Origin of the sequence: Thiorhodococcus fuscus (assembly GCF_042682685.1) — a bacterium.
GTDB lineage: Bacteria > Pseudomonadota > Gammaproteobacteria > Chromatiales > Chromatiaceae > Imhoffiella > Imhoffiella fuscus.
This window is the reverse complement of record NZ_JBHUHX010000012.1, coordinates 1-25113: the sequence shown is the minus strand read 5'-3', so window position 1 is coordinate 25113 and position 25113 is coordinate 1. Positions and strand designations below refer to the sequence as shown.

Genomic DNA, 25113 nt, shown 5'->3' with positions numbered 1-25113 from the left:
TTGCAAAAGGCTTCAAAGATAAATCTGACCGCCTAAAGGCGGTGGTTTTAACCCTGCTTCGGACAATAAAAAAGCCGTCAGCCTTCAGCGTTCTGTTTTCAGCCAGATGTCTCTCGCTGAAAGCTGATCGCTGAAGGCTGACAGCCGGTGTTGGTAGGCGCGATTGGACTCGAACCAACGACCCCCACCATGTCAAGGTGGTGCTCTAACCAACTGAGCTACGCGCCTGTCGTCGTTCAGAGCCCGCTATATTACGGATGCCTTTCGGATATGGCAAGCACTTTTTTCATTTTTCTTTCGGGACGGACTCGCGCCCATTCAGAAAGCCCCATTGGATCCAGCGACATTTGGACCCAGCTAGCCAACTCGCACCCGAGCGACAGCTACTATCGCGCCCTATCGCTCACAACAGACTTCGTCCGTATTGCCCGCTTCTAGCCTGCGGTCATCGAATCCCGCGCAGCACCACGGATATACTGCCCGCAAACCCGACACAGGCGCCACCACGAGCCTCCTCGCGGTTTTCTCAATCAACCAACGAGCATCGCTCGACAGGCAGAATCACTCGACAGAGACCATGAGCATCATCCGCGCAAACGATTTCATCCAAAGCGTCGCCGACGCGCTGCAGTTCATCTCCTACTACCACCCCCGCGACTACATCCAATCCCTGGCCGAAGCCTACGCGGCAGAGGAATCGCCAGCCGCCAAAGACGCCATGGCCCAGATCCTCATCAACTCCAGGATGTGCGCCGAAGGCCGTCGCCCCATCTGCCAAGACACCGGCATGGTGGTGGCCTTTCTCAAGGTGGGCATGGACGTGCGCTGGGAGACCGACATGAGCCTTCAGGCGATGGTCGACGAGGGCGTGCGCCGCGCCTATCTGCATCCAGATAATGTGTTGCGCGCCTCCATGGTGTCCCCACCGATCGGCGCGCGAAAGAACACGGGCGACAACACCCCCGCGATCGTCCATGTGGAGCTGATTCCGGGCGACGGAGTCGAGGTGCGCCTGGCGGCCAAGGGGGGCGGCTCGGAGAACAAGTCCAAGTTCGCGGTCCTCAACCCGAGCGACAGCCTGGTCGACTGGGTGCTCAAGACGGTCCCGACCATGGGGGCCGGATGGTGTCCGCCGGGCATGCTCGGCATCGGCATCGGCGGCTCCGCCGAGAAGGCGATGCTGCTGGCCAAGGAATCGCTGATGGAACCGATCGACATCCACGAACTCAAGGCACGCGGCCCATCCAATCCTATCGAAGAGCTGCGCCTGGAGTTGTTCGAGAAGGTCAACGCGCTCGGCATCGGCGCCCAGGGGCTCGGCGGACTCACCACGGTGCTGGACGTCAAGATCCTCGACTACCCGACCCACGCCGCCTCGCTTCCGGTCGCCATGATCCCCAACTGCGCCGCGACCCGACATATCGAGTTCACCCTCGACGGATCCGGACCGGCAATGCTGGAACCACCGAGCCTCGACGACTGGCCCGAAATCGCCTGGGAGGCAGGTGAAGGCGCACGCCGCGTCGACCTCGACCGCATCACCCGCGAGGAGATCGCGACCTGGAAACCAGGCGATCGGCTGTTGCTCTCGGGCAAGCTCCTCACCGGCCGCGATGCCGCCCACAAACGGATCACCGACCTGCTGAATCGAGGCGAATCGCTTCCGGATGGCGTGGACCTCACCAACCGCTTCATCTATTACGTCGGCCCGGTCGACCCGGTCCGCGACGAGGTAGTCGGACCCGCCGGCCCCACCACCTCGACCCGCATGGACAAGTTCACCGAGCAGATGCTCAGCCAGACCGGCCTGATCGGCATGGTCGGCAAGGCCGAGCGCGGCCCGGCCGCGATCGAGGCGATCAAACGTCACGGCGCCGTCTATCTGATGGCGGTCGGCGGCGCAGCCTATCTGGTCGCCAAGGCGATCAAAAGCTCCAGACTGATCGCCTTCGAGGAACTGGGCATGGAGGCCATCCGCGAGTTCGACGTCGAGGACATGCCGGTCACCGTCGCGGTCGACAGCCGTGGCGAGTCCGTCCACCAGACCGGCCCGGCCGAATGGCGCGGCCGGATCGGGCTCATCCCCGTGGAGGTCATCCAATGACGCACGACCAAGCCTTTCGCATCCATCAGGACGAGAACGGACACCGCGCCGGACTCGAATCCCAGCCCCGCCCGGAACCGGGCGACGGCGAGGTGCTGGTCCGAGTCACCCATTCGAGCGTCAATTACAAGGACGCGCTCGCCGGGACCGGACGCGGCAAGATCTTGCGCACCTTCCCGCTGATCGGCGGCATCGACGCGGCCGGCGAGGTCCTGTCCTCACAGCATCCCGCCTACCATGCCGGCGATGCGGTCATCGCCACCGGCTGGGGCCTGAGCTTCGATCACGATGGCGGCTACGCCCGCTATCTGTGCGTCCCCGGAGACTGGCTGGTCCCCATGCCGGAGGGACTGGACGCGCGCTCGGCCATGATCTTCGGTACCGCAGGCTTCACAGCCGCGCTCGCCGCCCATCGCATGCTGCTCAACGGCCAGCGCCCCGACATGGGGCCGATCCTGATCAACGGGGCCAGCGGGGGCGTCGGATCCATCGCCATCGCACTCTTCGCGCGACTCGGCTTCGAGGTGGTCGCCATCTCGGGCAAGCCCCAGTTCGCCGACTGGTTGAGCGGACTCGGCGCCAGCCGCATCCTTGGACGCGGCGCCCTCGCCGAGGCCAAGCGGCCGCTCGAAAAGGCGCAATGGGGTGGCGCGGTCGACAGCGTCGGCGGCGAGATGCTGGCCCAGCTCACCCGCACCATCGCTCCCGGCGGCACTATAGCCGCCATCGGACTCGCAGGCGGCGCCGATCTCAACACCAGCGTCATGCCCTTCATCCTGCGCGGCATCGCCCTGCTCGGCTGCAACTCGGTCGATGTGCCCTCCGCCCTGCGGCGCGAGCTTTGGCAGCACCTGGCCAGCGACTGGCGCCCTAGCGATCTGGACTTGCTTCTGACCGAAACCGTCGGACTGGCCGATCTGCCCAAAACCTTCGAGCGTCTGCTCGACGGCCAGGCCCACGGACGTATCCTGGTCGAGCTGGACTGACCCCACCGGTCCGCCCGGCAGGAATCCTGCCGGGCCTCTTGCGCAGCGCTCCGCTCAGGCTACACCTGTAGCCCGGACGAAGTGTGAGCGCAATCCGGGCTTACCAAAGTTTAACCAAGCGGAAAGGATCGCGAGAATTCGGGTTAAACCTTGATGCAAAAGCCTTTTTAAGCGATAGCGAACGCTTTTCCGCGCGCCTTGCCCGGAACGCCCTCTTGCACCCTCGACCGGCCTTGGTTGAAATTCGGTGCCCAAACTCAAGTCATCCAAACCCGAAGCCAAGGACCACGCTGTCGGCCGCCCATGATTCGCCCGCCACATCGCGCAACGACGTTTCACGGCGCTCCACCCGTTCGGCTCGCCGTCGATCAGGGCCAGAGCCCAGGCCGAAAGCCGGTAGCTGCCCCCTCCTCCAACACCCGACAAACCCACATGCGAACGAATGAACAGGAATAACCCCATGATCGAGGTTCGCGGACTCAGTCGCCATTACGGCACGCTCAAGGCGGTTCAAGAGGTCTCGTTCGAAATCGATCGCGGCGAGATCGTCGGTCTGCTCGGCCACAATGGGGCCGGCAAGACCACCATCATGAAGATGCTCACCGGCTATCTGGAGCCCAGCGCCGGAAGCATCCGCATCGACGGACTGGACATCGCCGAGCGACGACGCGAGGCCCAGCGACGCATCGGCTATCTGCCGGAGAACTGCCCCCTCTATCCCGAGATGACCGTGCTGGACTACCTGGACTACCAGGCATCGCTCCAGGGGCTCGCCCCCCGCCAACGCTCGACGGCCATCCGGCGCGCGGTCGAGCGCACCGAACTCGGACCCAAGGCGACCGCCGCCATCGGCACCCTCTCGCGCGGCTATCGCCAGCGCGTCGGCGTCGCCCAGGCGATCCTGCACGAGCCCGGGATCCTCATCCTCGACGAGCCCACCAACGGCCTCGACCCCTCGCAGATCCAGCATATGCGCGCACTGGTGCGCGAGCTGGCCAGCGACGCCACACTCATCATCTCCACCCACATCCTCCAGGAGGTCGAGGCCGTCTGTGGACGCGTGCTCATCATGCGCGGCGGACGACTGGCGCTCGACAGCCAATTGGACGCCATCGGACGCATGCCACGCTTGATGGTGACGCTGGACCAGGGACTCGACGCGGTCCAACCGGCCCTGTCCGGCCTGGATACCATCACCAGCGTCGACCTGCTCGACCGGCAGGACGGACTGCATCGCTTCGTGCTGGAGACTGCGGATCCGCGCGCGGCCGCCCCCCTGGTCGCCAGGGCCGTCGGCGAGCGCGGCTGGTCGCTCTACGGACTGGAGCAGGAGCATCAGAACCTGGAGGCGCTGTTCGGCGCCGTGACCCTGGAACAAATGGAGGTGGCCAATGGCTGAGATCCTGCGCATCGCTCGCCGCGAGCTGGCGGCCTTCTTCGGCTCCCCGGTGGCCTATATCTTCATCGGGACCTTTCTGGCGGTCTGTCTGTTCGTCTTCTTCTGGGTCGATGCCTTCTTCGCCCGCAACATCGCCGACGCACGTCCGCTGTTCGAGTGGATGCCGATCCTGCTGGTGTTCCTCTGCGCCGCGCTCACGATGCGACTCTGGAGCGAGGAGCGCCGATCCGGCACCATCGAAAACCTGCTGACCCTACCGGTCGCGGCACCCAAGCTGGTGCTCGGAAAATTCCTCGCCGCGCTCGGACTGGTCGCGGTCGCACTGGCCCTGACGCTGCCGCTGCCGATCACGGTCTCGCTGCTCGGGCCACTCGATTGGGGTCCGGTCGTCGGCGCCTATCTGGCCACCCTGCTGCTGGCGGCGGCCTATCTCTCGATCGGACTCTTCGTCTCGTCGCGCACCGACAACCCCATCGTCGCCCTGATCGGCAGCGCACTGGTGTGCACCCTCTTCTATCTGATCGGCTCGCCGGCCCTGACCAGCCTGGTCGGACACAGCGGCGGCGAGATCCTGCGTCTGATCGGCAGCGGATCGCGCTTCGAATCCATCACCCGGGGCGTGATCGATCTGCGCGACCTCTACTATTACCTGAGCCTGGTCGGCGCCTTCCTGGCCCTGACGATCTACAGCCTGGAGCGCCTGCGCTGGGCCGAGCCCCAGGCCAATCCGCGCCATCATCATCGCTGGATGCTGGTCACCGGGCTGGCCGTCGCCAACCTGATCGCTGCCAATTTCTGGCTCCAGGGCGTCACCCAGGCGCGCGCCGACCTCACCCAGGGGCGTCTCTACACCCTCTCCGAGGCCACCCGCACCTATCTCGACCAGCTCCAGGAACCGCTGCTGATCCGAGGCTATTTCAGCGCCGAGACCCATCCGCTGCTGGCGCCGCTGATTCCGCAGCTGCGCGATCTGCTCAAGGAGTACGAGATCGCCGGCAAGGGCAAGGTCCGGGTCGAGATCGTCGATCCCCAGCAGTCGCCGGAGCTGGAACGCGAGGCGGGCGAGCTGTACGGCATCCACCCGGTGGCCTTCCAGACCGCCAACAAGTACCAGGCGGCCGTGGTCAACTCCTATTTCGACATCCTGGTCAAATACGGCGACCAGTACGAAACACTCAACTTCCAGGATCTGATCGACCTCAAGGTGCGCAGCGAAACGGATCTCGACGTCCGGCTGCGCAATCCCGAGTACGACCTGACCCGCACCATCAAAAAGGTGCTCTACGGCTATCGCGGGGGCGGCGATCTCTTCTCCAGCCTGACCAAGCCGCTGCATTTCACCGGCTTCATCTCGGCGCCCGACAGCCTGCCCGAGCCCTTGCCCGCCTTGCAGAAGGATCTGAAATCGGTCCTGAGCGATCTGGCCGAACGCTCGTCCGGACGCTTCAGCTTCGACTTCAAGGACCCGACCGCCGGGGACGGAGCCGTCGCCAAGCAGATCCGCGAGGAGTACGGCTTCGAGCCACTGATGCTAAGTCTGCTTGACCCCAAGCCCTTCTATTTCTACATGGTCCTGCAATCGGGCGATCAGAGCGTCCCCATCCCGCTGCCCGAGCCGCTCGACCGCGCCGGCCTGAACCGTGCCATCGAGGCCGGTATCAAGCGCTTCGCGCCCGGCGTCTTGCGCACGCTGGCGCTTTATGAGCCGCAGAGCGCGCCCAACCCCTATGGCGCACCGAGCGGCGGCGATTACAGCCTGCTGCAACAGACCTTGCAGGAGAACTTCCAGGTCCAGGAGACCGATCTCGAATCCGGACAGGTACCCGAGAACGCCGATCTGCTGATGGTGCTGGCCCCTGAGAATCTGGACGAGAAGCAGCAATTTGCGATCGATCAGTTCCTGATGCAGGGAGGAACCGTCATCCTGGCCGCTTCCAGCTTCAAGGTCGACCTCTCGGGCGGCGCCATCGACGCCCACAAGACCCCGACCGGACTGGAGGACTGGCTGAAACAACAGGGCGTGACACTGGGCGACAGTTTGGTTCTGGATCCGCAGAACACCCCCTTTCCCATCCCGGTGCAACGCAACGTCAGCGGTTTCGTGGTGCAGGAGATCCAAACCCTGGATTACCCCTATTTCCCGGACGTCCGCAACGACGGACTGGCGCAGGACTCGGGGATCACCTCCAATCTGGGGCAGGTCACCATGAACTGGAGCTCGCCGATTCAGATCGATCGCGAGAAGAACGCCGGCCGTCATCTGGTCGAGCTGATCCGCAGCTCGGATGACGCCTGGACCAGCGACTCGGAGAACATGCAGCCCGACTTCGACACCTATGGCGACATCGGCTTCAAGCATGGCGATGACACTGGACGCAAACTGCTGGCGGTCTCGATCGAGGGACGCTTCCAGTCGCCCTTCGCCGGCAAACCCTCGCCGCTGCTGCCGAAAGAGGAGATGGCCAAGAGGGCCGACGCCGAGACGGCCCAGGATGCCGACGACGCCGATGCGGACAAGACACCACCGGTGATCTCGGGTGTCGTGGAATCCTCGCCCGATTCGGCCCGACTGATCCTGATCGGCTCGTCGAGCTTCCTCTCGGACACCGCTATCAGTCTGGCCAACGAGGCGACCCAGACCCGGTATCTCAAGCCGGTCGAGCTGATCCAGAACGCGGTCGACTGGTCGCTGGAGGATCGCGGGCTGCTCAATCTGCGCGGACGCGGCCAGTTCAGCCGCATGCTCGACCCCATCGGTCAGCAGGCGCGGCTGTTCTGGGAATCGCTCAACTATCTGCTGGCCTTGGCCGGGCTCGCGCTGGTCTATTGGATCCATCGTCGCGCCCGCAACCGGCGTGAATCGGCCTATGCGGCCATCCTCGGCACTGGGGAGGCACGGGCATGACGGACAAGAAGCTGACGGAGTCGAACATGGCACAGACCCCATCGCACTCGACCAAGACGGAAACGGGCTGGCGCCCGGATCTGCGCGCCCCAGTGGTCATCGGCCTCATCGCCCTGCTCGGGGTGCAACTGCTGCTTGCGCTCGGCGTCTCGCTGAGCGAGTCGCACATGACCGCCGTCACGCCCCGGACACCCCTGGCCGACTTCAAGCCCGATCAGGTCGAGCAGGTCGCCATCGCCGGGGACAAGGAGGCGGACAGCCTGACGCTCAGTCGCACCCCAGAGGGACGCTGGGTCCTCGCGGACCTCGCCGATTTCCCCGCAGACGGGGCCAAGGTAGACCGGCTGCTGACCCAACTTGCCGAGATCAAGCGCCCGCTGCCGATCGCGACCAGCGAGGAGGCACGTAAGCGTTTCAAGGTGGCCGACAGCGACTTTGAGCGCCGTGTGGTACTGCACGGCAAAAATGGCCCGCTGGCGACATTGCTGTTCGGCGAGTCGGGCGGATTCCGGCGACTGTTCGGCCGCCCGGCCGAGGATCCGGCCGTCTACGAATTGCCGCTTGCGATCTCGGACATCTCCAATCGGCGCGACGACTGGCTCGCTCGGGACCAGTTGCAGATCGATGGAACCAAGATCGCCAAGATCGGCGTGAACGACTGGACGCTGATCAAGGACAAGGACGGCTGGACGTTGGAGGGACGCGACTCGGCGGTCGACCAGGACGCCGCCTCGCAGCTCGCCATGAAGGCCGCCAACCTCGCTTACCGAGGGGTGCTGGGCACACAGGAGGATCCGGCCTATGACCAGCAGACACCCAAGCTCGTCCTCAAGGTCGACCTCGACGGGGAAAAGTCGCGGACCTATCGCATCTCGCAGGCCAAGGAGAGCGAGGACTATGTACTGAAGGATGCCGACCGCCCCTACTACTTCAAGCTATCCAAATACGATCTCGAAGGACTGCTTGATCTGAAGGTCGACTCGCTACTGGTGAAGCCGGCCAAGCCGGAGCAGACGGAAACCGCGACCAAGGGAGACGAGGTGAAGCAGGCACCCGAGCACGCGGCAACGACTCCGAGCGATATAACGCCCTCGCAACCCAAGACGAAAAGCGAGCAGACCGGCGAAGAGACGACCACTCCCCCAGTCGAAGCAAGGCCACCCGAGGTCACTCCGACGGAAACGCCTGCACCGAACTGAGACGAACGCCGCTTCGCGAAGCGGATGCGGCTACCACCCACTGGATCGCTGGCGGTTGGTGGCCTCATCCATCCCCTCACTCCTCGGCAAGCTCGCCGAGGAGTTCCCCCTCAGCCCTCGCTCAGAGGCCGCGCCTTCACGCAAGGTGGCCCCAGTCCCTCCAGTCGCAGTAGCTTTCTTGCCAGGTCGATGTTGATTATAGTGACCGACGCCAGTCGGCTCGCCACTGACCAACCGATCCGAAGCGGGCCTGAAGACATCGCGTTCCCGGATCGGCCTCCACGAACCCCGCGACACGAGCGACGACGCCCCATGAGTCTACCGGCCGAAATCGAGCTTCTGTTCGAGCTATCGCTCGCCATCGGCGACAGCACCGAACTGGAACCCATGCTGCAACGCTTCCTGGTCGATCTCCAGCGTCTGCTCGACGGCAGCGGCGGCGCCATTCTACAGGTCCAGCAACAGGGCCTGGATGTGGGGACAACGCCCGATCCGATCGTCTGCACCGTTCCCCAGACGCTGCCGCGCACTCCCTGCTACGACGCATTCTGGAAACACTGGTCGACCACAAGCCTCTACGAGACCCTATCGCAACGGCCGAACGAGCTGCCGTTGGTGTCGCTCCACGACGACTGCGTCGTCCATGCCTTTCGTCTGCCCGGATTCGGCATCCTCCTGTTTCTCAAAGGACGCCGCTCCGGTCAGATGTCGAACCGGATGCAGCATGCCTTCGTCGCGCTGGCCCGCAAGCTCGGCAATGCCGCCAATGCCTGTCTCTATAAGACCCAGATGCGCCGCCAGAACCAACGCCTGGAACTGGCGCGCGCATCCGCCGGGATCGGGGTTTGGGAATGGGATCTGACGTCGGGGCGTCTCCACTGGGACGGGAAGATGCGCCAACTGTTCGGCATCACCGATGACACCTTCGGCGGAACCTGCGAGGACTGGCTGAGCCGCATCCATCCGGCCGATGTCGAAGGCGTGCAGTGCACGCTGGATCGCCTCGCCAAGGAGACATCGGAGACTGAAGTGATCCAGTTCCGCGCGACGCGCCCGGATTCGCAGATCCGTTATCTACGTGGACAGGCGACGCTCATCCGCTCACCGGCGGGCGAGCCGTTGCGCATGGCGGGTATCTGCATGGACGTCACCGAGAGCAAGCTCACAGAATCCGCCCTGCGCCAGGCCCGCGACTTGGCCGAGGCCGCCAATCGTGGCAGAAACCTGTTCGTCTCAGGCTTGACCGACCAGATCCAGTCGCCACTCTCGGCCATCCTGGAAATGACCGCACTGACGCTCGACTCCGATCTGAACTCGATCCAGCGCGACCGGATCGAGCGGATCAAATCGGCCGGAGAGACCCTGGTTCGGGTCATCGACGATTTGGTGGACTTCTCGCGCATCGATGCCGGCGAAGTGCAGATTCAGTCGATCCCCTTCAATCTGCCCATCATGGTCGCCGAGGCACTCAAACCGCTGGCCATGCAGGCGGAGGACAAGGGTCTCGTTTTCGTCGAGGATGTGCCAGAAGACCTGCCGCAATACCATCTTGGGGATCCTGGGCGGATCCGCCAGGTATTGACGAGCCTCGTTTCAACCGCGATCGACCTCACGGACCGGGGCGAGATCCGGACTCAGATGAGCTACCGCGCCGATCCGGGCACCAAGAACGACGAGATCCAGCTCTCGATCCTCAGCGATGGCATCAAGATTCCGGCCAACGACCTGCGTCAACTCATCGACGCGCTCGACTCGGCGCCGCCAGACGCCCGGACGCAGCGCCCCGATGGCACCGGATTTCGCCTCGCCATGGCGGGACGACTGATCGAGCGCCTGGGCGGACGCCTCTGGCTGGACGCCCACCCCGAGCGCTCGACGACCTTTTTCATCGCCTTGAACCTACCGCGCACGAAATCGCCGGAGATCCACAGACGCACTCGGCAGACTTGGCAGGACAGACGGGCACTGATCGTCGAGCGCCACGCACTCACCCGCCGAACGCTCGGCTATTGGCTGCATCAATGGGGATTCGCGACTCAGGAGGCGATCGACGCCCAGCAGGCACTCCAGCATATCCACGAAGCGGTCGAGACCTCCAGACCGTTCGATGTCATGCTGACCGACGCCTCCCTGCCCGGAATGGATGGCTACGCGCTGATCCAACAGCTCTCAAGCAAGGACCTGATCGGACACACCAAGATCGTCTTGATCGCGTCCGGTCCTGGCCGAGGCGACGCGCAACGCTGCCGTGCGCTGGGCATCCCCGCCTTCCTCACCAAACCGACGCTACCCGACCAACTCCACGAGGTATTGAGCCGTCTGCTGGATCCCGGCGAGGGCCCGCCGACATCCCAACTGCTCACGCGCTATGACCTCCTGGAACAGCGACAGCGACTGCGGATCCTGCTTGCCGAACACAAGGCGCTCGACCGCAAGCTCGCCGAAAGCCTGCTCGGCCAGTGGGGTCACGCGGTTACGAGCGTCGAGGACGGCCCCAGCGCCATCGAGCGTTTCGCGCCGCTGGACTTCGACCTGATCCTGCTCTCGATGCAGATACCAGGAACGGACTACCTCGAAACCGCTCAGGCACTCAAGGCCAAGGAGGAAGGCGTTGGCTCCACGCCGATCATCGCCATGTCTGCCAACGCACTGGAGAGCGATAGGATGCAGTGCCTAGAAGCCGGACTCGACGAACACATCGCCAAGCCGATCGAGCCTCGAATTCTCCAAGACCTGATCCAGCGCTTCACGCTCGACCAAACAAACGCGCTGAAGCGGCGTTCTGACATGCTCGCGTTCTGAGCAGGTGCCAAAATCCCGGCACCCCAAGGCCCCTCGCACGACCGAATAGAACGCGAGCTTGCCGACGGCTAGGCGATCGCCTTAGATCTTGAAGCGATCGACACGCTCCTGCAGTTGCATCGACAGTCGGGAGAGCTGATCGCTCGACGCCGCGATCTGCGCCGATCCCTCCGAGGTCTGATCGACCGTCGCCGAGATGTTGTGGATGTTGCGGTTGATCTCCTCGGCGACCGCTGTCTGTTCGTCGGCGGCGCTGGCGATCTGGCGATTCATGTCGCTGATGCTGGTGATCGACGCGCTGATGGTCTGCAGGGTTACGCCGGCCTTCTGTGCCTGATCGACGCTCTCGCGTGCCATCGCCTGCCCCTTTTCCATCACACGCACTGCGCCCATCGAGCCATTCTGAACCCGCTCGATCTTGCCTTGGATGTCCTGGATCGAGGACTGCGTCCGACTGGCCAGAGTGCGAACCTCGGCCGCCACCACGGCGAATCCGCGGCCCTGCTCCCCAGCGCGCGCGGCCTCGATGGCGGCATTCAGCGCCAGCAAGTTCGTCTGCTCGGCAACGCCGCGAATGACGTCCAACACCGCGCCGATCTCCTTGCTGTCGTCGGAGAGGCGCTCGATCACCTTGCCCGCCTCCTCGACCTCCAGGGCCAGGGATTCGATCGCCGCAATGGTCTGGTTGACCACCTCGCCACCCGCCTCGGTTTCTCGATCCGTATCCTGAGCGGCGCTGGCCGCCGAGGCCGCGTGTCGCGCGACCTCCTCGACGGCGGCCAACATCTCGTTCATCGCTGTCGCCACCTGATCGGTCTCGGACTGTCCAACTTGAACCTGCTCGCGGGTCTGCTCGCTGGTCGAGGCGAGTTGGGTGGCCGCCGTCGCGACCTGATCGCTGGCCGACGACACCTCGCGCAACAGAGTTTTGACATCGAAGGCCATGCGCGAGATGGCCGCCAGAAGACTGGTCTCGTCGCCGCGACGCAACTCGATCTCGGAGGCCAGGTCGCCACTCGCGATGCGGTTCACGACTGCGACCACGCGCGCGGGCTCGTCGCCGAGCTGACGCAGCGTATCGCGGGTGATGAACACACCCAACCCGCCGGAAAGTATCAACCCCACCAGAATCCCGATGCCATTGATCATCATCATGGTCGAACCCGCCTTGTGGGATGCCGCAAGCTGGGCGGTCGCCCCCTGGTTCTTGAGCGCAACCATGGACTCGATCAGCACGCCGACCCGATCCGAAAGCAGGAAGGTGTCCTCAATGATCTTGGAGTACTCGGAAAACAGAGGCGCATACTCATCGGCCCCCGATGTCTGGCTCATACGGTCAACCAAGACATCCAATTTTTCGTAGCTGGCACGCCAGATCTTGTACTCGGCCAGGAAGGCCTCATAGACGGTGCGCTCCACCTTGTTGTGCGGCAACACCTCGTATTTGGTGAGCGAATCCTCAATATTGCGCCAGGATGCATCGCGCTGGCGGGCCAACTGCTTCAATTCCTTGCCCAGTTCCGGCGACCAGATCGGCAACGCCTTGACCTCATAGGTCTGAGCGCGAATCTGAAGGCGCTCGTAATTCAGACGATTCAGCTGGGTTATGGCGGGCAGACTTTCCTGGCTGATCGTGTCGAGATGCGCATTCATTTCCATCTCGCCCTTGATACCGAACAGCCCAACGATCAGGACGATCATTGCCACCGACAGGAAGCCGATCAGCAACTTCACACTCAATCGAACCTTACTCATGACATACGTCTTCCTAGTGGATCTGAAAAACAAAAAGCGCCTCGACGGCGCTTGATCCGGGAGCGCTTCGAAATTACCGAAGCAGCCGTGAGACTATCGTAATGAGTCTAAGGCTATTGAGCTAACTGAATATGCCAACCGGTTCACTGCGCGGACCATCGAGATGCGCCACGCCAGCCAACACGCGATTGCTTCCAGCCCGCTTGGCAGCATAGAGGGCATCGTCCGCCTGAAGATAGAGCTGATCCAAATCCATTCCGGCGCGATGTGCGGCAACACCAATACTGACACGGCCGGTCACGGTCTCACCCGTCGGAGTCATGACAGATTTCCGAGCGAGCGCCTGCCGAATCCGCTCCGCACATTCCATGGCGGCAGACAGATCCGTCCCAGGCAGAAGAACGGCGAACTCATCCCCGCCCATCCGCACACAGAGATCTGCTGTCCGGGTTACGGAGGTCAGGGTGTCCGCCACCGCGCAGAGAAGCTGATCGCCAACCGGGTGGCCATAGGTGTCGTTGACGCCCTTGAACCGATCCAGATCCATCACCAGGAGCGCAATCGGATGACGTTGGCGCACGCTATCGGCCAACCACTGGGCCCCCTGCATGTTAAAGGCACGCCGATTTCCCAAACCGGTCAGAGGATCGCGCTCCAACTGCTGGGAGGTCTTGAAAAAGCGCAGCGCGTTGCGCAACGACTGAGCGGCCAGACCCAGCAGGCTCTCGATACGCATCTGATCCGTTTCGGAGAAGCGCCGGCCGCGCATCAGCTTGAGGATCCCCATCTCCTGTCCGTTCAGGGTCAGGTCATACTCCAGACGATGACGGTCCGGCGTTCCGCCACTGAACTCGCAACCATATTCGGCATGACGATATTCCCACCCGCTATGGTCGACCAACTCACGCAGAAAATCGTTGAGTGTCTCCAAGACCGCGTCCAAATCGAGCGACACGGTCATCGCCTGCAGAAACCGCACGGTATCGATGGCATCGGTCGGCTGCTGCACCGGCTGCGCCGCCGAGGAGACGAGGGTAAGACGCGGCGTATCGACTTGGCTGATGGTATTCACGGTGTGCCCCGATAACATGGTTCTACGGTTCTACAGCTCAAATGCAATCGGCGCGCCAACAAACAAAAGCCTTATTAAACAGAAATATAAAATGACAAAGAGCAAACAGCGAAGTCTCTCGCCAACATCTTGACAGCGCCACAAAAACAGTGATTGGCCACGACCAAGGATCGATCCGCACTTGCGGCCACGCGACATGGGACAGACAATCTCCACATGCCAGCCTGTTAATGCCGCTCCTCGTCTCATGCAAACCGTACTCGGTCTCGCGCCTCTTCTGCGCCAAAGCCTGTCCGGCGCTGACCTGACCTCCCTCGGTCAGACCCTGATCCAGCGTGCCAGCGCCGACCCCAACGATAGCGCCGCGCTCATGGACGCCGCGATCCTGATGCAGTTTCGCGGACAACCTGAACTCGCCATGGAGCTTCAGCGAGCGGCGCTCAAGATCGACCGCCAATACCAGGTCCAATCTTCACGCCCGGCACGCTTGAATCTGCTCGGGATCGTTGCTCCGGGCGAGCTCATGGCCAACATGCCGCTCGAATGCCTGCTTGAAGACTCCGATATCGGTCTGACGCTCCATTACGCAACCGCCGAGGAAGCGCACGCCGACGCCTTCGATCCGAACCAACTGCCCGATCACGATCTACTCTTCGTCGCCATCGGCGAATCGGACACCAACCGTCCACTTCTCGACGCCTGGCAGCTACGCCTGAACGACTGGCACAAGCCGGTGATCAATCCACCGCCAGCGATCCTCCGAACGGCCAGAGATCAGGCGCATCGGCTTCTCTCCGACATCCCAGGGGTTCTGGCTCCGTCGACCTGGCGCCTCGATCGGGGACAGATCCAGACGATCATCGCGCAGGGGCACTTTTTCCCCACGCCCCCCGACTCCAGCCCGGAAAGCATCCCGCTGATCCTGCGCCCGGTCGATTCCCATGCCGGTCAAGGACTCGTCAAGACCGAGAGCAACGACGAATTCCTGACGGCCCTCGCGACATTTCCGGACCAGGAGGTCTTCCTGTCGCCCTTCATCGATTACCAAAGTGAAGATGGGCTGTACCGCAAGTATCGAATCGTCATGATCGACGGACAGCCATTCGCCTGCCACATGGCGAGTTCCCGGAACTGGATGATCCATTATCTGAACGCAGGGATGGAAGACAGCGAGGAAAAGCGCGCGGAGGAAGCGACGTTCATGGCCAATTTCGATCAGGATTTCGCCCTCAGACATGGCGAGGCATTGAGCGCCATCCAGGGTGCCATTGGGCTCGATTATCTCGGCATCGACTGCGCCGAGCTGCGTGACGGCAACCTGTTCATCTTCGAGGTCGATCCAGCGATGGTTGTTCATGCAATGGACCCCATCGACCTCTACCCCTACAAGCAGCCCGCAATGCGCAAGATCTTCGATGCCTTCGACGCACTGCTCACCCGGCGCGCGCAAGAATCCGCAGAACCGAACGGCATCGGATGAACGCACTCAGCAACGCGCTCAATTTCTCCGGTGGTCCCGGGGTTCTGCCCGAGTCCGTGCTGAACGAAGCGCAGAAGGCCATCCACTCGGTACCCGAGGTCGGACTCTCCGTGCTCGGCATCAGCCATCGCTCGGACTGGTTCGCCGCCGTCGTGGAGGAGGTCGAGCGCAATATCCGCCAACTCCTTCAACTCCCAGACAGCCACGCCCTGCTCTTGCTCCAAGGCGGCGCCACACTCCAGTTCAGTATGGTCCCCATGCTGCTGCTGCGCGGTTCAGGCAAGACGGCCGAATATATTCACAGCGGCTACTGGAGCCGCCAGTCCATCCCACCGGCACAATTGGAGGGTGATGTGCGCGTGCTCTGGGACGGCGAGGCGTCCGGCTTTCGCCGTCTGCCGGCGGCCTCCGAACTGAACCACAGCGCCGATGCGGCCTATTTTCACTATATCTCGAACGAAACGGTCGAAGGCATCCAGTTCAACGAGATCCCAGGACGCGAAGACGTTCCGAGGGTATGCGACATGTCTTCCGACTTCCTGTCGCGCCCATTCGACCCCGACCGCTTCGACCTCATCTATGCCCATGCCCAGAAAAATCTGGGGCCGGCCGGCGTCACGATCGTCATCGTCCGGCGCAGCATCCTCGATCAGGTCCCCGACGGCATTCCGGCACTGCTCGACTACCGCGCGCACCTCAAGGCCCACTCCATCTACAACACCCCTCCCGTCTTCGCCATCTATGTCGTGCTTCTCGTCACTCGCTGGCTGATCGAAGACATCGGCGGGCTCGAACGAATGGCCGCCATCAACCAGCACAAGGCCGATGCGCTTTACGCCATCATCGACTCACACTCGGATTTCTATCGGGGATGGGCGAGATCCGAGAACCGCTCGCTGATGAATGTCACCTTCGAGCTGCCTTCAACGGATCAGGAAGCGGCATTTCTGAATCAGGCCAGAACCATAGGCTTCAGCGGACTGAAGGGACATCGCTCGCTCGGAGGGATCCGAGCCTCCATCTACAACGCCATGCAGCTCGACGCCGTCGAGTCGCTCTGCGAATTCATGGAGGATTTCGTGACCCAGGCACGACGATAGGATGAGGATCGAAGAAGACACATCGCAACGGCTCACAAACAGAAGCCCGGCCGAATCCAGCGTGCGCGGGCTTCAATGCAGGTAGGCGGCTCCCTTAGGATGCCTTCCGCAGAAGATCTGGAATTGCATCCCACGCGGACTTGACCTCACGGAGCAAACGAATGACTTCATCCAATGCATCGGTGTCATTGTGAATGTTCGCCTGCAACAAGCGTCGCGTCATGTATTCGTACAGCGAATCCAGATTGCCCGCAATATCTCCGCCCTGATTGAGGTCCAGAGAAGAGCGCAATCCACCGATGATCGAAATTGCCTGCGTCAGCTTATTGCCTTTGAGCTGAATATTCCCCTGCTCCATGGCGCCCTTCGCCACCGCGATGCGTTCCAGTGCTCCCTCGAATAACATTTGAATCAAACGGTGAGGGTCGGCAATCGTGGCCTCGGCCAACGCACCTGATTGACGATACTGTTGTAGTTCTCTGCGCATCGCATACATGATATTCATCACTCCCGACGAGTGGCTATAAGGATTTACAACTTGGCTAGGAATTGAACCCAACCCATTCGAAGACAATCACGGCAGATGGAATCGATCGGTCAGCACCTCTAGAAATCCGCCAGCAACCTCAACGCCTGATCGAACCCAATTTTCCGGATGACAGATCGGCGCTCGCCATCCATCACCCTGATCAGCACACGCCCCGTCGCCTCATTCAAACAGAACTCCAAGGCGTGTCTATCATCCTGTAGAAAACGTCCCATCGATTCGCGTACCGGATCATAGTCCGCCATCCAGAGTGCTTCATCAGATTCACTCGTGTGCTTGGACGAGATCGTCCCTCGCTTGGAAGATACCGACCTGAGGTTCGGAATCGCGTCAGTCATGAGAAGAACCTCGTCGTCCAGCGCATTGGCTCAGAGTCGAAGCCTCACCAAAACACCTTTCAACACAGTGATGTACCAATCTTGATTAGAGTAACGGCAAAGCACGCGGATTCTTGAGGCCGGAATCAGGCTTGCGCATGCAAAAAAAATCGCCGAAGCGGCGATTTTTGTAGTCACGATGCGATCTGCTGTTAGCGAAGACGTGCACTCCTCCGCCGAAGCAGGATTAAGTGCTTAATTATCATTTGCTTGCAGTAAATGGCAAACGATTGACCAACCCCTCTAACTGACTGCCGGTGGAACTCAGAGAATCCAAGATGGTTTCCATCGAGATGAACTGGGCGGTCAAGCGCGCACTGACTTTCTCCATGCGAGAATCGAGCTTCTTCTGATCTTCGCCCAGATCCTTAAGCCGGCTCTCGATATTTTTCTCGCGCATGTCGATCAGCCCCGAAGACTCGGTGAACTCGTCGATCAGCTTGGACAATTCGCCAGCGAAACCACGTGCTAACTTGAATTCGAACGCGCCCTGCGCCTTCGCTCCCTCCTTGACGGTCAGATTGAGGCCATAGACCTTCGATTCCAGATCAGGCAGCAGCACGTTCCCTGCGCCGAACCCCTCGACGCCGTCGATGGTACCGGCCACATCAACCCCCGTAGTACCGCTGAGGGCGTCTTCAATGCCCAATTTGCCAATATCGGCGCCGATTTCAGTGAAATCCACAGCGGAGTCCGAACCAGTCGAGCGAGAGACGAAAGAAAATCGATCGGTGACCGAGTCATAGGACACATCCACCCCAACCCCTGCATCTCCTAGCGCTGCATCCGCATCGAGCGCCGCTTGCAACCCCGCACGCACATCATCCGCCGTCGCATAAGAGCCCGACAGCTGAACTAGATTGGACTCGACGCCATCGACACTGATCTTGAAACTATAGCCACCGCCAGAAGCATTCAAATTCGTCGTAAAGGCATCGGTAGCCGCATCGAAATTAGCATGGCTCACCGCGTTACCCTTCACCTCGGCATGCGTCAAGGCAATGCCCAGCGTTCCTATATTGGCGCCGACCGCAGAGAAACCCACCTTCGAAATCGAGCCATACTCACGCGAAACGAAGTTGAATGCATTGGCATCCGAATCATAAACGACATCGACCGCCGCGAAGGACGCCTTGAGTCTGGAATCGCCATTGATCCGTGACTGCAAATCCGCCCGTAGCTCCTCGACCGAGGCATATTGACCAGTTAACTCGATCAGATTCGATTCTGCCCCGTCGACACTGATCTTGAAACTATAACCGCCACCAGATGTATCCAGCACCGAAGAGAAGTCATGAGTCATCGCCCCACCAAGGGCTTGGCCGCGCGTCGGGTCGCGTGTGATTTCGGCCGTATAAACTCCAGAGTTGGCCTTTGATGCGAAGCTTCCCTGATTGATCGTGATCGCCGTGTTGGTCGTACTGGTCGTCGTCGAGAAAAGCGATTCTAACAAGGCGAAATTATTGCTTATCGCCCCAGATAAATCCGCTTCTTTGATCGACAGCGTCCCATCAAGTTCGGTGCGAATGCCAACATTTGCGACAGAGTTAAAACCGCTTTCGAGCCCCGGAACAGCGCCGCCGAGCATCTCACGCAATCGCGTGACCATCATGCGTGCGGAACTGTCGCCTGCGAGGTCTCCGCGCACCAGGTTTTCGTCCTCATCACGCGTGTAACCCACAAGCCCCTGGACCGTTTCTTGAAAAGTGTTATAGGCATCGACGAAATCGCGTATTGCCCCCTCTACAGCACTTTTATCCGCGCTGATCGAAAAGGTCATACTCTCGGTTGATGGCTTGTCCAGATTAAAGGTAAAACCCTGAATCACGTCGTCGATCTTATTGCTTTCACGAGACACCGCCAAGCCGTTGAGCTCCAATCTTGCATCCTGGCCCTGCTGAGTTTCCGTCGCGTTCGAATAGTTCGTTGCATTGAATTCAAAGGCGTCCAGGCTCGGATCATCAACAGTGATTTCCATCGCATTGGAGGCGCCTGAAGGCGCGGTCAGCATCAGCTGGAACTTGCCGTCAACCTTGAGCACCGACGCCTGAACACCCGCATCCTGGCTATTGATCTTCTCCGCAATGGTATCAAGCGAATCGGTCTCCTCGATCGCTATCGACAGGGCCGCACGATCGCCATTGACGGAAAATGTCGTCGGAATGTCGTTATCGGCACCGGTATAACCCCAGTCACCGAAGCGAATGCTCATGGTGCCGGACTTGCCGAGCGCGGCACCGCGGTCGCTTTGAGTCGCCGCAGTCATCGCTAGGGATTGAGCGGTCGCGACTTGCAAGACCTTTAGACTATAGGTCCCGGTCTGAGCGCCAGGACTGAGGGTTTCAGCGGTAATCGAATCAGAGCTTGGCACCGCCACCGTGCGCGCATTGAAGAGATCGTTATCGCTCAAGGTATCGATCGAGGTCTTGAGCGTATCGAGCGCGCTTGCCAACTTACCGTAGCCAGAGATCTGAGCCTTGAGCGACTCGGTGCGCGTATCGATCCGCTGCTGCTGTGGAGCCTTTTCAGCCTCGACGAGCTTAGAGACCAGGCTGGAAATATCGATCCCAGATCCGATGCCAAGCGTATTGACGATGTTGCTGGCCATGGCTCTTGATCCCCTGCCTCGGCAATGCCGAATAATCGATTGAATATGACGGATCGCGCATCCGCAGTTTAGGCCTTTTTAGGCCTTTTTATTGAAGATCAACCCAACCAATCCATCCACATACTCAGCGAACTTCAAGGTTTCTTCACTGGGAATCTGGCGAATGACTTCATCGGTCTGTGCATCCATGACCCGAATCACCATGCGACCGGAATCGTCGTCAAGTTGAAACTTCAGTGACTGCTTGCCGTTCTGCATCATCTCATTGATACGCTCCACGGCGTCGGTTACCTGCTCATAGGTATCCGTCTGCCCCGCAGCCTTCATGCCTGTTTGAGTACGGTCATCGACCGAACGCACATCCTGTGCGGCCCGATCCATAGCCTTGACCTCTTGCCCTTGGCGCTGGGCCGCACCAGATGTCGAAGACGTCGATGTAGCCGGTATTTGACTGACCGATGCCACACTGTAGATATCGCTGCCCATGTTCCGCCTCCAAGTTCAGTTGCGCAGCCTCCAAACGGAGGCCGCGCGTCGTCCTTCAGCCTTAAGACATCACCTTAACGCAGGAGCGAAAGAACCTGCTGAGGCGCCGAGTTGGCCTGGGCCAACATCGCCGAACTCGCCTGCTGCAGAACCTGAGACCGCGAGAGATTGGCCGTCTCGGCCGCGAAGTCTGCGTCCTGAATACGCGAGCGCGAGGCGGTGGCATTCTGCGAGATGCTCGACAGGTTATTGATGGTGAAGTCCAAGCGGTTATTCACCGCACCCAGGTCGGATCGAGTATCGTTGACCTGCTGGAGCGCGTTGTCGATGGCTTTAATGGCCTTGTTCGCTCCCTCAACGGTCGAGATATCGATAGTGGCAATCGACTGTCCGTCTTCGCCACCACCATAGTTACCCACGGACAATCCGGACTTTGCGAGCTTGTCATCGGTCCCGCGCGTAATCTCGATTTCCTTGTCGGATGTGAGCGTGAACTCACCGATGAAGTTCTGCGCGTCAGTCGCAGCCGCCGTCGTATTCGTCGAGAATCCTGCCGCGTCGCCATTAGACAATGACACGATGATGTTGCGTCCATCCTCGGCGACGAGTTGGACACCACCACCGTTGGCCGAACCATCCTCACCGGTATCGACAGCCGTCACACCCGTCTGACCGGAAACGGCATTGATCGCGCTTACCAGCGACTGACGGTTGGCGCTATTGGCGCCCGCAACCGTAGTAAACCCAGTGATGGAAACGCCATTGATAGTGCCGGAAACGGCGACGCTAGCCGTAGACTGCACCGCCGTATTGTCAGCTCGGTTAACATTCACCTCAGCGGTGACGCCCGTCTTGTCGGAAACGGCATTGAATGCAGCAGCCTTGGCGATGGCGCTGGCCTCCTTGAGGCCAGACGAGGCCGTATCTTCCGTGGCATAGGATGGCCCCACCGAGACGCCATTGACGAAGACGTTGCCCGCCGCCATCGCCTCCGTCGAGTTAGCGAGCTGCGAGGAAACCTGGGTCTTGTTGCCATCGTAGGTCCCCTCCATGAAGCCCGCATCGATGGACTTACCCGTCGCGCCAGAGCTGATACTGATGTCTTTTCCGCCCTCGGCCACCAACGTGACAGTACCCGTGGTCACCGAAAGGGAACCTGTGGCCCCGGCACCGGCAGAGCCCAGACCACCGAGCCCGGTATTCGCACCATCCAAGGCCGCCGTGTTATTGATCAGAACGATGTTACGGCCATCCGCTGCGGTCAATGTAATGCCGCCATTATCGCTGCCGCTATCACTGGCAGTAACACCCGTGCGCTCGCTCTCGAGGTTGATCGCTTTGATAATGTTGGCGCGGTTGGACACGTTGTCGGCTTGGGACGAGGTGCTCGAAACGGCTCCGATCGAGAGATTGATTTTGACGTCATTCAATGTGATGGAGCCGGTTACCGCCGTGACAGCAGCAGTCCCCATCGCCGAACCACCGAGCCGGGTCTCGCCCACCACTGCCGTCACACCGGTCTGATCGCTCTTATCGTTGATGGCCGCCGCCGTCGCGATAGCGCTGGCCACATTGCCACCAGACGACTTGTTGTCGGCAGCAGCGACCGCGCCTTCGATCGAGATGCCATTGATGATGAGGTCGCCGGTACCCAGCGCACCAGTCGGGGTGGTACCACCTGTGGTGGCACCGATGGCGGAAGAGATGGCCGCGTTGACCTGAGCCGTTGTCGTTCCGGCAGCGACGGCCGTCCCCGTACGGCTGATGGAGCTAACACCCGCCGTATCGGAAATCCCCAACGAAGATGCGTCCATCTTCCCGATACTGACGCCGATCGTCTGGTTCGCGTCGGAACCAATTTGCAACTTCACTTCTTGCGAAGAGCCGTCCAGCAGATTCAAACCATTGAAGTTCGTGCTGGTGGAAATGCGGTTAAGTTCCTCGACAAGCTGCTGGGTTTCAGCGTTCAGGGTGGAGCGGTTGCCGGTGGTGTAGGTACCGTTGGCAGACTGCACGGCCAGTTCGCGCATGCGCTGCAGGATGTTGGAGGACTCGCTCAAAGCACCCTCGGCGGTCTGCACCAGCGAGATGCCATCATTGGCGTTGCGTACGGCCTGATCAAGGCCCTTGATCTGCGACGTCAAACGGCTGACGATCGCCGATCCGGCGGCGTCGTCCTTTGCGGAGTTGATCCGCATGCCGCTACTCAAGCGCTCCATCGATTGACTGAGCGAAGCCTTTGATTTGTCGATGTTGCGCTGGGCGTTTAGCGACGCAACGTTAGTGTTGATAACCAATGACATGACATTTCTCCCGTTCGTGATCTAAGCTGCGGACCGCTTGAGGCCAGCGCTAAGCGAAATCGTTAGCTGTGGGCTCATTTGAAGTATCGGCCGCTCGACCGAAACCTTTAAAGCGCCATCAAGTGCCACCCTCAACCATGGCTATCGGCCTCAGAAATGATTGCTACAGTGAAACGGGATCCTGATCCGAGGAACCGTGACAAATGTCACATCTCAGGGGCATCGGATCAAGGCAGCAACAATCGCGTCAATCCCCCGAGCCTTTCCACCGCTCAATCACGCCGGCCAAAACAAGCTTGGCACGTTCCGCGCCACCTCGCCGCGTCAAATAATTGACACAAACCCCTAACACAGCCAAAAACATGATCAGACGCGATCAGCACGCCCTGTCCGTGTCGGCTAAAGATAGACCTCTTTCAGTTTTGGAGTGCGAACCCGGCCCTTGCCTAAAGTGGACCCTAAAGTGGACCCTGAAAATCGGACAGTCATTTAAGTTGTCAGGCCGGCACGAAAGGGTTGATCAAAATGGGTGAATCAAAGCGCAAGACCTACGCCGCCGCGTTCAAAGCCAAAGTGGCCTTGGAGGCCATCCGTGGGGTGAAAACCGTCAACGAGATTGGCCAGGAGCACGGTGTGCACCCGGTGCAAGTCGGGCAATGGAAGAAGGAGATTCTGGAGCACGCCGGCACGCTGTTCGAGACCAAACGTGGGCGCAAGGCTGCGGATGATCAGAGTGCGCCGGAACGCCTCTACAGCGAGATCGGGCGCCTGAAGATGGAACTGGACTGGTTGAAAAAAAAGTCCGGGTTGAGCCTGTGAGCACCCGTCGCGGCTGGATCGAGCGTGCGGGTGAGGTGGCGGTGATCCGCCAATGTGCCTTGGCCGGGGTCGCGCGCTCCGGGGTCTATACCCGCTCAACCGAGGAGGTCGTCAGCGCGTTCGACCGGCTGCTCTTGGGGTTGATTGACGCGGAGTACACCCGTCACCCGTTCTACGGCAGCCGGCGCATGGTGGTCTTTCTGAAGGCACAAGGCCATGCGGTCAACCGCAAGCGTGTGCAGCGATTGATGGGGATTCTGGGCTTGGCGGGCATGGCGCCGGGACCGAACACCAGCCAAGGGCACCCTGAGCACCCGGTCTATCCCTACTTGCTGCGCGGGGTCGAGGTCACGCGCCCGAACCAGGTGTGGAGCACCGACATCACCTATGTCCGCCTGGCGCATGGCTTTGCGTACCTGGTGGCCATCATTGACTGGTACGCGCGCCGGGTGCTGGCCTGGCGCCTATCCAACACCTTGGAGGCGGGGTTCTGCGTGGACTGTCTGCAAGAGGCGCTACGGGCGCACGGGCGCCCCGAGATCTTCAATACCGACCAGGGCTCACAGTTCACCAGCGCGGCGTTCACGGGGGTGCTCTTGCGCGAAGGGATCGCCATCAGCATGGACGGACGCGGACGGGCATTGGACAACATCTTCGTCGAGCGCCTGTGGCGCAGCGTCAAGTATGAAGATATCTACCTCAAGGGCTACGCCAGCTTGCCCGAACTGCTCCTGGGGTTGACCGAGTATTTCGCCTTCTACAACGGCGAACGTCCCCACCAATCCCTCGGGTACCTCACGCCTGATACGGTCTACCGATCGGGAAACGGGGGTGGGGCCAAGATTATCGATCGCTTCGGCGAGACACCACTGGGGCAGCGCCAAACCGCTGCGATTGAGGTGGCCAGTACAACTTAAATTCGGGGGAAAACTGTCCTGGACATGGGGTCCACTTTATTTCGTAAAAGATGGCCTGCGCATGAGACGAGCCCACCCGTGATCGCCGAACGATCGCAAACGATAATGAGCACCGTAAATCGGGGCGAAAAACGACGCACAAGACATCGACGAGTCAACAGATCAATCGCGTAACCGAGTTCTCTGAGAGGGTGTTTACAAAATCATGTCGTTAACCGCCGAGCCAGGATTCGCGCTTCGGCGAGCCAAACCCA

16 protein-coding genes and 1 tRNA gene are annotated in these 25113 nt (G+C 60.8%); 9 read left to right on the top strand and 8 right to left on the bottom strand.

Annotation, left to right across the window (positions count from 1 at the left end):
* Positions 1-151: 151 nt before the first annotated feature.
* A tRNA-Val gene (locus tag ACFSJC_RS06065) sits at positions 152-228 on the bottom strand.
* 349 nt (positions 229-577) lie between these two features.
* Between ACFSJC_RS06065 and ACFSJC_RS06060 the strand changes: the two genes are divergently transcribed.
* The 6 genes from ACFSJC_RS06060 (at position 578) to ACFSJC_RS06035 (ending at position 11395) form a co-directional block, all read left to right on the top strand.
* Positions 578-2104, top strand: coding sequence for a fumarate hydratase (locus ACFSJC_RS06060; RefSeq protein ID WP_386024657.1), 1527 nt, complete (start codon positions 578-580; stop codon positions 2102-2104).
* Complete coding sequence (locus tag ACFSJC_RS06055) at positions 2101-3090, top strand: YhdH/YhfP family quinone oxidoreductase (protein WP_386024654.1); 990 nt, start codon at positions 2101-2103, stop codon at positions 3088-3090. The genes ACFSJC_RS06060 and ACFSJC_RS06055 overlap by 4 nt, the downstream gene beginning before the upstream one ends.
* A 460-nt stretch (positions 3091-3550) precedes the next feature.
* Positions 3551-4489, top strand: coding sequence for an ABC transporter ATP-binding protein (locus ACFSJC_RS06050; protein WP_386024651.1), 939 nt, complete (start codon positions 3551-3553; stop codon positions 4487-4489).
* Positions 4482-7394, top strand: a complete 2913-nt coding sequence (locus tag ACFSJC_RS06045; RefSeq protein ID WP_386024648.1) for a Gldg family protein — start codon at positions 4482-4484, stop codon at positions 7392-7394. The genes ACFSJC_RS06050 and ACFSJC_RS06045 overlap by 8 nt, the downstream gene beginning before the upstream one ends.
* On the top strand, positions 7391-8593 hold the full coding sequence (locus ACFSJC_RS06040) for a DUF4340 domain-containing protein (protein WP_386024646.1): 1203 nt from the start codon (positions 7391-7393) through the stop codon (positions 8591-8593). Before ACFSJC_RS06045 ends, ACFSJC_RS06040 begins: the two co-directional genes overlap by 4 nt.
* Before the next feature lie 312 nt (positions 8594-8905).
* Complete coding sequence (locus ACFSJC_RS06035; protein WP_386024645.1) at positions 8906-11395, top strand: response regulator; 2490 nt, start codon at positions 8906-8908, stop codon at positions 11393-11395.
* 81 nt (positions 11396-11476) lie between these two features.
* On the opposite strand, the gene ACFSJC_RS06030 is transcribed toward ACFSJC_RS06035, so the two are convergent.
* Together ACFSJC_RS06030 and ACFSJC_RS06025 are read right to left on the bottom strand one after the other, a co-directional pair.
* Positions 11477-13150 (bottom strand): HAMP domain-containing methyl-accepting chemotaxis protein, encoded by a 1674-nt coding sequence (locus tag ACFSJC_RS06030; protein WP_386024642.1) that lies wholly within the window; start codon positions 13148-13150, stop codon positions 11477-11479.
* 121 nt (positions 13151-13271) lie between these two features.
* The gene (locus ACFSJC_RS06025; RefSeq protein ID WP_386024639.1) at positions 13272-14222 is read right to left on the bottom strand and encodes a GGDEF domain-containing protein; all 951 of its coding nucleotides are present in this window, start codon (positions 14220-14222) and stop codon (positions 13272-13274) included.
* Between the two features lie 247 nt (positions 14223-14469).
* Between ACFSJC_RS06025 and ACFSJC_RS06020 the strand changes: the two genes are divergently transcribed.
* Positions 14470-15702 carry a RimK family alpha-L-glutamate ligase gene (locus ACFSJC_RS06020; protein ID WP_386024636.1) on the top strand — a complete coding sequence of 411 codons (1233 nt, stop codon included), beginning with the start codon at positions 14470-14472 and terminating at the stop codon, positions 15700-15702.
* Positions 15699-16802, top strand: coding sequence for a phosphoserine transaminase (locus ACFSJC_RS06015; RefSeq protein WP_386024633.1), 1104 nt, complete (start codon positions 15699-15701; stop codon positions 16800-16802). The genes ACFSJC_RS06020 and ACFSJC_RS06015 overlap by 4 nt, the downstream gene beginning before the upstream one ends.
* Before the next feature lie 94 nt (positions 16803-16896).
* Here ACFSJC_RS06015 and fliS read toward each other — a convergent pair whose 3' ends face one another.
* The 5 genes from fliS to ACFSJC_RS05990 form a co-directional block, all read right to left on the bottom strand.
* Positions 16897-17298 carry a flagellar export chaperone FliS gene (gene fliS / locus ACFSJC_RS06010; RefSeq protein WP_386024660.1) on the bottom strand — a complete coding sequence of 134 codons (402 nt, stop codon included), beginning with the start codon at positions 17296-17298 and terminating at the stop codon, positions 16897-16899.
* Between the two features lie 110 nt (positions 17299-17408).
* Positions 17409-17687: a flagellar protein FlaG gene (locus ACFSJC_RS06005; protein WP_386024631.1), complete on the bottom strand. Its 279-nt coding sequence runs from the start codon at positions 17685-17687 to the stop codon at positions 17409-17411.
* A gap of 241 nt (positions 17688-17928) precedes the next feature.
* Complete coding sequence (gene fliD / locus ACFSJC_RS06000) at positions 17929-20334, bottom strand: flagellar filament capping protein FliD (RefSeq protein ID WP_386024628.1); 2406 nt, start codon at positions 20332-20334, stop codon at positions 17929-17931.
* A 78-nt stretch (positions 20335-20412) separates the two neighbouring features.
* Positions 20413-20820 carry a flagellar protein FlaG gene (locus tag ACFSJC_RS05995; protein ID WP_386024625.1) on the bottom strand — a complete coding sequence of 136 codons (408 nt, stop codon included), beginning with the start codon at positions 20818-20820 and terminating at the stop codon, positions 20413-20415.
* A gap of 74 nt (positions 20821-20894) precedes the next feature.
* Positions 20895-23123, bottom strand: a complete 2229-nt coding sequence (locus ACFSJC_RS05990; RefSeq protein ID WP_386024622.1) for a flagellin N-terminal helical domain-containing protein — start codon at positions 23121-23123, stop codon at positions 20895-20897.
* Between the two features lie 525 nt (positions 23124-23648).
* Between ACFSJC_RS05990 and ACFSJC_RS05985 the strand changes: the two genes are divergently transcribed.
* Positions 23649-24859, top strand: a protein-coding gene (locus tag ACFSJC_RS05985) for an IS3 family transposase (protein ID WP_386024620.1) whose coding sequence is annotated in 2 segments (ribosomal slippage) — positions 23649-23931 and positions 23931-24859 — 1212 coding nt in all. Because the reading frame shifts where the segments join, the coding sequence is not laid out codon by codon here.
* Positions 24860-25113: the final 254 nt, after the last annotated feature.